The sequence below is a fragment of the Rhizorhabdus sp. genome, assembly GCF_018006725.1.
GTDB lineage: Bacteria > Pseudomonadota > Alphaproteobacteria > Sphingomonadales > Sphingomonadaceae > Rhizorhabdus.
In genome coordinates, this window is the sequence record NZ_JAGMXV010000228.1 from 1 (window position 1) to 7,233 (window position 7,233).

Consider the following 7,233-nt stretch of genomic DNA (forward strand, 5'->3'; position numbering starts at 1 on the left):
GTACCTCCAGTCGCCACGCGACCTTGTAGATTTCCTCTTTCACCGGACAGGCATCGGCGTCGACGAGGATGCGGAGCGTGGAGTCAGCCATGAGACCGGCGCTTAATCCCCTGCCGTCCGCCATGCCAGCAAAGGCTGGCACCCATGGTTGTTTTCTTCCCGGATGCCGTTGCCGACGAAAAGAGACATGGACGCAGCCACCGCTGGGGTGACGATCCAAGGCCGCTGCTATACCGAGGGCGGTCTTGCGCGGTTTTGCGGAGACGAGCGGATGATCCTCTGGGGCGTTGTGGTCGGGGCATTGCTCGGCTGGATGGCGGCGGAATTCGATCAGGTCGGGATGATCCTCGGCGGACTCGCCGGGGCTGCCGCCGGATGGGGACTGCGCAAGGCGGTCCGCGCCGAGATCGCGGCGATGCTCGCAGCGCACGGCGCTCTTCCGGCCGAAGACTCCGCCCGGACATCCGAACCGGAGCGCCCGATGACCGTCAAAGTCGTGCAAGGCGACATCGTGGCGCCCCGACCCGTTCCTGTCGTCCAACCCTCTGTGGTCGCAGCGCCGTCCCCCGCGATCGAAATTCCCGCTGAACCCGGCATTGCCGAACGCGGCTTCACGGCGGCGCGCGACTGGCTGCTCGGAGGCAACACGATCGTCCGGGCCGGGCTGGTGGTGCTGTTCATCGGCCTCGCCTTTCTCGCTCGGTGGGCGGCGGGGGCGGGTCTGCTCCCGATCGAACTGCGGCTCGCGCTCGTCGCGGCGGCGGGGATCGCGCTGCTCGTCATTGGCTTCAACCGCCGTACCGCACGGCCCGGCTTCGCGCTGGCGCTGCAAGGCGGCGGCGTGGCAATCCTCTATCTGACGATCTTTGCGGGGGCGATCCTCTACCCGGTGCTGCCATTGCCCGCGGCGTTCGCGCTGATGGTGCTCGTCTGTCTCGGCGGCTGTGCGCTGGCGCTGCTTCAGGATGCCGAGGGGCTGGCGGCGGCGTCCTTCGTGGGCGGCTATGCGGTACCGCTTCTGCTCGGGGGCGAGGGCGGGCCGGTCGCGGCGATGTTCGCCTATCATGCGCTGCTCAACATCGGCGTGCTGGCGCTCGCCTGGAAACGGCCCTGGCGCAGCATCAATCTGATCGGCTTCACCGCGACCTTCGGCATAGCCACCTTCTGGGGCGTGCTCAGCTATCGCCCGGCGGATTTCGTGGTCGCGCAGATCTTCCTGTTTCTCTCGGTCGTGATCTATCTCGCCGCCGCGATCCTCTATGCGCGCAACCGGCAGGGACCCGTCGGCCGCATGGTCGACAGCAGCCTGTTGTTCGGGGTCGCGTTGGCAGGGTTCGGGCTCGAGGTCGGGCTGGTCCGCGGCCTTACCTATGGCAGCGCTTTCGCGGCGCTCGGCTTCGGTGCGCTCTATCTCACCCTGGCGATGGCGGTGATGCGGCGGGGCGGGGAGGCTTTCCGCCTACTGGCTGAGACGATGCTGGCGATCGGAATCGGCTTCGCCACCCTCGCCATCCCGCTGGCGCTCGGCGCGCGCTGGACCGGATCGGCCTGGGCGCTCGAAGGGGTGGGAGCCTTCTGGGTCGGCATGCGCCAGGCGCGCTGGATGCCGCGGCTGTTCGGGCTGCTGCTCATCCTCGTCGCCGCGCTGATGTTCATGGGGATGATCGGAGGGAATATATCAGCCCTGCCGCTGCTCAACCCGGTGTTCATGACCGGTCTGCTGGTGGCGTTGCCCGCCTTTGCGGTCGCCCGGTGGCTGCGCGACCCCCTGCCGCACAGCGGGTCGCGCTGGGCCCTCCGCCATGCGGGATTCGAGGCCGGGCTGGCCAAGCCCGCCTTCCTGTTCGCCTTCCTGCTCTGGTGCCTCACGCTGACCGCCGAAATCTGCCGTTATCTCCCCGCCGACGGCTCCCACCTTTACCCCGCGCCGCTCTTCCCACCTTCGCTCCAGTCGCAGCTCGCCATGCTCGCGATCGTCGCAAGCGCCTGGGCCGCAGCCTGGTTCGGGCGGCGGACCGGCTGGGCCGTCGCGCGCTGGCCGGGGCGGGTGACCATATTGGTGCTGTTCGTCGGCTGGCTGGCCCAGGCGACCCTCGACGAGCATATTCTCTACACCCCCGGCTGGGCGATCTGGATCGTCGTGACCGCACTGCACATCCATCTGCTCCGGGCCAATGACAGCGACGCCGTTCCGGGATCGGCGTCTTTCCTGCTGGCCCGCGCCAGCCATGTCGGCGGCGTCTGGCTGGCGACGTTGCTGCTCGCCGACTGCCTGTGGCTCGGCGTCGATCGCGGCAATCTCTGGAACAGCAGCTGGGCCGGAGTGGTGTTCCTGGTCAGCGCGACCGCGATCCTGCTGACATTGACGCTATGGGCCGGGCGGGGGGCGGCGCGTTGGCCACTCGATCTCCACCGTGCCGGCTATCATCTCCAGGCAGCCGTGCTGCTTGCGGCACTTGTCTATGGCGGGACGCTGCTCGCAGCTCTGGTGGCGGAGGGCGATGCCCGGCCGCTTCCCTATCTGCCGCTGCTCAACCCCGTCGATCTCACGGTGCTGCTCGGCCTTGCCTCGCTGATCCTGTGGTGGCGAAGCATCCTCGCCGCCGACCCGCCCTATGCGGGTTCGGGCTGGTTGCGGGGGGCATGGATCGCGCTGGCGGGGCTGGGCTTCGTCGCGATCAATATGATGTGGCTGCGCTTCGCTCACCAGATGCTCGGCGTGGCGTGGAACAGCGATGCCCTGCTCGGCGATTTCGTCGTCCAGACCGGACTTGCCATCCTGTGGACCCTGCTCGCGCTCGGGCTGATGCTGGCTGCGCACCGCCGGGCGCTGCGGCCGCTTTGGCTGGCGGGGGCGGCGCTGCTGGTGCTGGTGGTGCTCAAGCTGTTCTTCGTCGATCTCTCCAATGCGGGGGGCGGCGCAAGGATCGTGACCTTCATCGTCGTCGGTGCGTTGATGCTGGTGGTCGGCTATGTCGCCCCCTTGCCGCCGCGCGGCACGCGTGAGGAGGGGGAGGCGCCATGATCCGCTGGACGATGATCGCCGTGGCAGCCGCCACGCTCGCCGGGTGCAACCAGCAGGCGGCGCAGGACAGCGCGCAGCCCGATGTCTATTCGGTGCGGCTTGGCGTGACGCCCGCGCCGGGCGCACCGCTCCAGCGGGTGGGTCTGCCCGCCGTGGCGCTCGCCGCGCTGACGGCGCCCGATCGGTCCGACGTGCGGATCTTCGATGCCACGGGGGCGGCGCTGCCGATCGCCGCCACCCTAGCACCCGCCGGAACCGCCGAATTGCGTTCGACGACGCTCGAAGCCCTGCCGATCCTGGGAACGGGCGGTGCGCTACGGACGCGGGGCGCCGAAGTGGTGGTCGAGGAATTCGGCGGGGCGCGTGTCGTGCGGATGACCGAGACGAAGGCGGGCGAGGCCGAACCGGCGGTGCTCGGCGTGCTCCTCGACACCCGCACGATCGCCGATCCGGTGCGAAGCCTGCGCCTGAACGCGCTCTGGCCAGCGCAGCAGCCGGTCCGTTTCACGGTCGAGTCGAGCGCCGACCTGCAGGACTGGACCCCGCTCGGTGGCCGCGTCCTCTACCGCAAGAGCGCTGATATCGGCGGCGCGATCGGGGCCGAGGATATCGATCTGGGCGAGGCCGATCTCCATCGCCGCTATCTGCGCATCCGCTGGACGAGCCCGTCGAAGCTGCTCGGCCCGGTGAGGATCGAGGGCGCGACGCTGATCGTCGCGCACCGTATCGGCGGCGATCGCCCCGCCATCATGATCGCTACCCCGCGCCGCACCCATGCGCATGAACTGCGCTTCGGCTTCGGCCATCCGGTCGCGCCAGCGGGGTTGCGGATCAGCCCGGCGGCGGGAGAGATGCTGGTCCCGGTCCGGATCTTCGGCCGCAACGCGCCCGACCAGGACTGGATCTCGATCGGCGCGGGCGTGGTGCGGGCTGGCGGGATGGAGCCGGTCGCGCTCGATGGCCCGCCCTTCTCGGACTATCGCATCGAAGCGGACCGCCGCACAGCGGGCTTCGCCGCCCCGCCGCGGATCGCCCTGTCGTTCGAACCGATGGAACTGCTCGCCCTGTTCAGCGGCCGGCCGCCTTACACACTGGCGGCGGGCGCCAGGGGAGCGGAAAACCGCTTTCTCGCGATCGAAGAACTTGTCCCCGGCGACCGGCTCGGCAAGGTCGAGGCGCTGCCCACCGCGTCGGTGCAGCTTCCCGCGGCCGCACCGATTCTGGCGTTGGCCAAGGGGGATGACGACCGCTTCAGCCAGCGCAAGGCGCTGCTCTGGGGTCTGCTCTTGCTCGGCGTTACAGCGCTTGCGCTGATGGTGTGGAAATTGTGGAAGCCGGGAAAATAGCCGGTCTTCGGGCACGGGGAAGGATCGCCTGCGGACCGGATGGTGGAGGCAGGGCGAAGACGGCGCTACACGCCGCCGCCGCCAGCTACGCTCCTCCCATCCGGTCGAAGAGGAAAGCGGTCAAACGTCGAGATTGGCGACGCTCAGCGCATTTTCCTGGATGAACTCGCGGCGCGGTTCGACGACGTCGCCCATCAGGCGGGTGAAGATCTCGTCGGCGACGTCGGCCTGTGCGACCTCGACCTTGAGCATCGCGCGGTTGGCGGGGTCGAGCGTGGTTTCCCACAGCTGTTCGGCGTTCATCTCGCCGAGCCCCTTGTAGCGCTGCACCGACATGCCCTTGCGGCCGGCAGCAATGATTCCGTCGAGCAGATTGGACGGCTGGAACACCGCCGTGCCGCGCGTATCGGGAACATCGTCCTCTTCGGCCTCGGCAGCAGCCTGTGCCGCCGCGCTCTTGACCGAGACCAGACGCGCGGTCTGCGCATAGCTGTCGGCCTGTTCGGAGGCGAGGGCGTGGAGCTTGCGGGCTTCGGCCGAGCGGATGAAGGCGGGGTCGATCAGGTGAACGTCGGTCACGCCGCGCCACAGGCGACGCAGGTCGTAGCCGCCATCCTCGGACAGATCGCCCGTCCATTTCGCTTCCGGGTCCATCCGGCCCATCCACGCAGCCATGCGGGCCGCCGCAGCGCGGTGGGCCGCTTCGTCGCCGTCCGGATCGAGCGCGCCGGTCAGCGCCAGCGCCTCGACGATCACCGGGTCGTAGCGCTTGGGGACGAAGCGCATCAGCGACTTCATCCGGCGGGCATGTTCGACCAGCTGGCGCAGATCCTCGCCCGAACGCGCGCCGAGCGGTGATTCGAGCATCATCGCGGCGAGGCCGGCGGTGACCAGATATTCGTCGAGCGCCGCATCGTCCTTCAGATAGACTTCCGAGCGGCCCCGGCTGACCTTGTAGAGCGGCGGCTGAGCTATGTAGAGGTGCCCGGCCTCGATGATCGGCCGCATGTGGCGGTAGAAGAAGGTCAGCAGCAGCGTGCGGATATGCGCACCGTCGACGTCTGCGTCGGTCATGATGACGATCTTGTGGTAGCGCAGCTTTTCGAGGTTGAAGTCGTCGCGGCCGATGCCGGTGCCCATCGCCTGGATCAGCGTGCCGACCTCCTTAGACGACAGCATCCGGTCGAAGCGCGCGCGTTCGACGTTCAGGATCTTGCCCTTGAGCGGCAGGATCGCCTGATAGACGCGGTCGCGCCCCTGCTTGGCGGATCCGCCGGCCGAGTCACCCTCCACCAGGAACAGTTCGCACTTGCTGGGGTCGCGCTCCTGGCAGTCGGCGAGCTTGCCGGGCAGCGAGGCGATGTCCATCACGCCCTTGCGCCGGGTCAGTTCGCGCGCCTTGCGGGCGGCCTCGCGCGCGGCCGCCGCGTCGATCACCTTCTGGACGATCGAGCGCGCATGGGCGGGATTTTCCTCCAGCCACTCGGCCAGCTTGTCCGCCATCAGGCTTTCGAGCGGCTGGCGGACCTCGGAGGAGACCAGCTTGTCCTTGGTCTGCGAAGAGAATTTGGGATCGGGCAGCTTGACCGAGACGATCGCGGTCAGCCCCTCGCGCATGTCGTCGCCGGTAAGGCTGACCTTCTCCTTCTTCAGCGCGCCCGACTTTTCCGCATAATTGTTGAGCGTACGGGTCAGCGCTGCGCGGAAGGCGGCGAGGTGGGTGCCGCCATCGCGTTGCGGGATGTTGTTGGTGAAGCAGAGAACCTGCTCATAATAGCTGTCGTTCCACTCGAGCGCGACATCGATGCCGACATCGTCGCGCTGGCCCATGATCGCCACCGGCTCGGGCATCAGCGCCACCTTGGTGCGATCGAGATATTTGACGAAGGCCGCGATGCCGCCTTCATAATAAAGCTCGACCTCGCGCCGCTCGGCATGGCGCTCGTCGACCAGGAACAGGCGGACCCCCGAATTGAGGAAGGCGAGCTCGCGATAGCGATGTTCGAGCTTGTCGAAGTCGAACTCGGTGATCTTGAACGTGTCGGCGGAGGGCAGGAAGGTGACCTTGGTGCCCTTCTTGCCGTTGGCCGGCCCGACCACCTTGAGCGGCGCGACCGCGTCACCCCGGCGGAACTGCATGTAATGCTCTTCGCCGTCGCGCCAGATCGTCAGGTCGAGAATGTCGGACAGCGCATTGACGACCGACACGCCGACGCCGTGCAGACCGCCGGACACCTTATAGGCGTTGGCGTCGTTGGTGTTGTCGAACTTACCGCCGGCGTGGAGCTGGGTCATGATGACCTCGGCCGCCGAAACGCCTTCTTCGGCGTGAATGCCGGTGGGGATGCCGCGGCCGTTGTCTTCGACCGAAACCGATCCGTCGGGGTTCAGCGTGATGATGATCCGGTCGCAATGACCTGCCAGCGCCTCGTCGATCGCGTTGTCCGACACCTCGAACACCATATGATGGAGGCCCGATCCGTCGTCGGTATCGCCGATGTACATGCCCGGCCGTTTCCGCACGGCATCGAGGCCCTTCAGGACCTTGATCGAATCGGCGCCATAGCTGTTGGTGTTCGGGCTATTCTCGGTTTCGTTCGTCATGCCGAGCCTATAGCCCCGGCTGTCATAAAATCCAAAAGAAAGCGGCCGAATCGATGTCCGCAGGCCCTTCCGCTGCGGCCGTCCCCGGCTTCGTGCGCGGCGGCGCCGCGGCTCTGACCGAGCTTGTCGTCTGGCGCGACATCGGGACGGCAGGGGAGGTTCAGCGCAGCATGCGGCGATAAAGAATCTGGCTGGCCACGAAAGTCTCGGCGTCGAAGGGCCGGTTGTGCAGGGCGTCGAAGGCGTCCAGACGCAGGC

The 7,233-nt window shown here is 67.7% G+C and carries 3 protein-coding genes and 1 pseudogene; 2 read left to right on the forward strand and 2 right to left on the reverse strand.

The genetic code is table 11. The features are described 5' to 3' along the window. Positions 1-91, reverse strand: a pseudogene (locus KAY22_RS22060) (YaiI/YqxD family protein); the annotation flags it as partial. Between the two features lie 96 nt (positions 92-187). Here KAY22_RS22060 and KAY22_RS22065 point away from each other — a divergent pair. Then, the gene (locus tag KAY22_RS22065; protein WP_296625343.1) at positions 188-3,025 is read left to right on the forward strand and encodes a DUF2339 domain-containing protein; all 2,838 of its coding nucleotides are present in this window, start codon (positions 188-190) and stop codon (positions 3,023-3,025) included. Beyond that, positions 3,022-4,371, forward strand: a complete 1,350-nt coding sequence (locus tag KAY22_RS22070) for a DUF3999 family protein (RefSeq protein ID WP_296625344.1) — start codon at positions 3,022-3,024, stop codon at positions 4,369-4,371. Before KAY22_RS22065 ends, KAY22_RS22070 begins: the two co-directional genes overlap by 4 nt. Before the next feature lie 120 nt (positions 4,372-4,491). Here the strand turns inward: KAY22_RS22070 and gyrB are convergent, their stop codons facing one another. Further along, a complete protein-coding gene (gyrB, locus tag KAY22_RS22075) occupies positions 4,492-6,975 on the reverse strand; it encodes a DNA topoisomerase (ATP-hydrolyzing) subunit B (protein ID WP_296625345.1) in 2,484 nt (827 codons plus the stop codon). Positions 6,976-7,233 lie beyond the last annotated feature (258 nt).

What these genes read in the sequence shown, in the direction of transcription:
- KAY22_RS22070 (WP_296625344.1), top strand. Translation starts at nt 3,022, where the DNA reads ATGATCCGCTGGACGATGATCGCCGTGGCAGCCGCCACGCTCGCCGGG.
- gyrB (WP_296625345.1), bottom strand. Translation starts at nt 6,975, where the DNA reads ATGACGAACGAAACCGAGAATAGCCCGAACACCAACAGCTATGGCGCC.
- KAY22_RS22065 (WP_296625343.1), top strand. Translation starts at nt 188, where the DNA reads ATGGACGCAGCCACCGCTGGGGTGACGATCCAAGGCCGCTGCTATACC.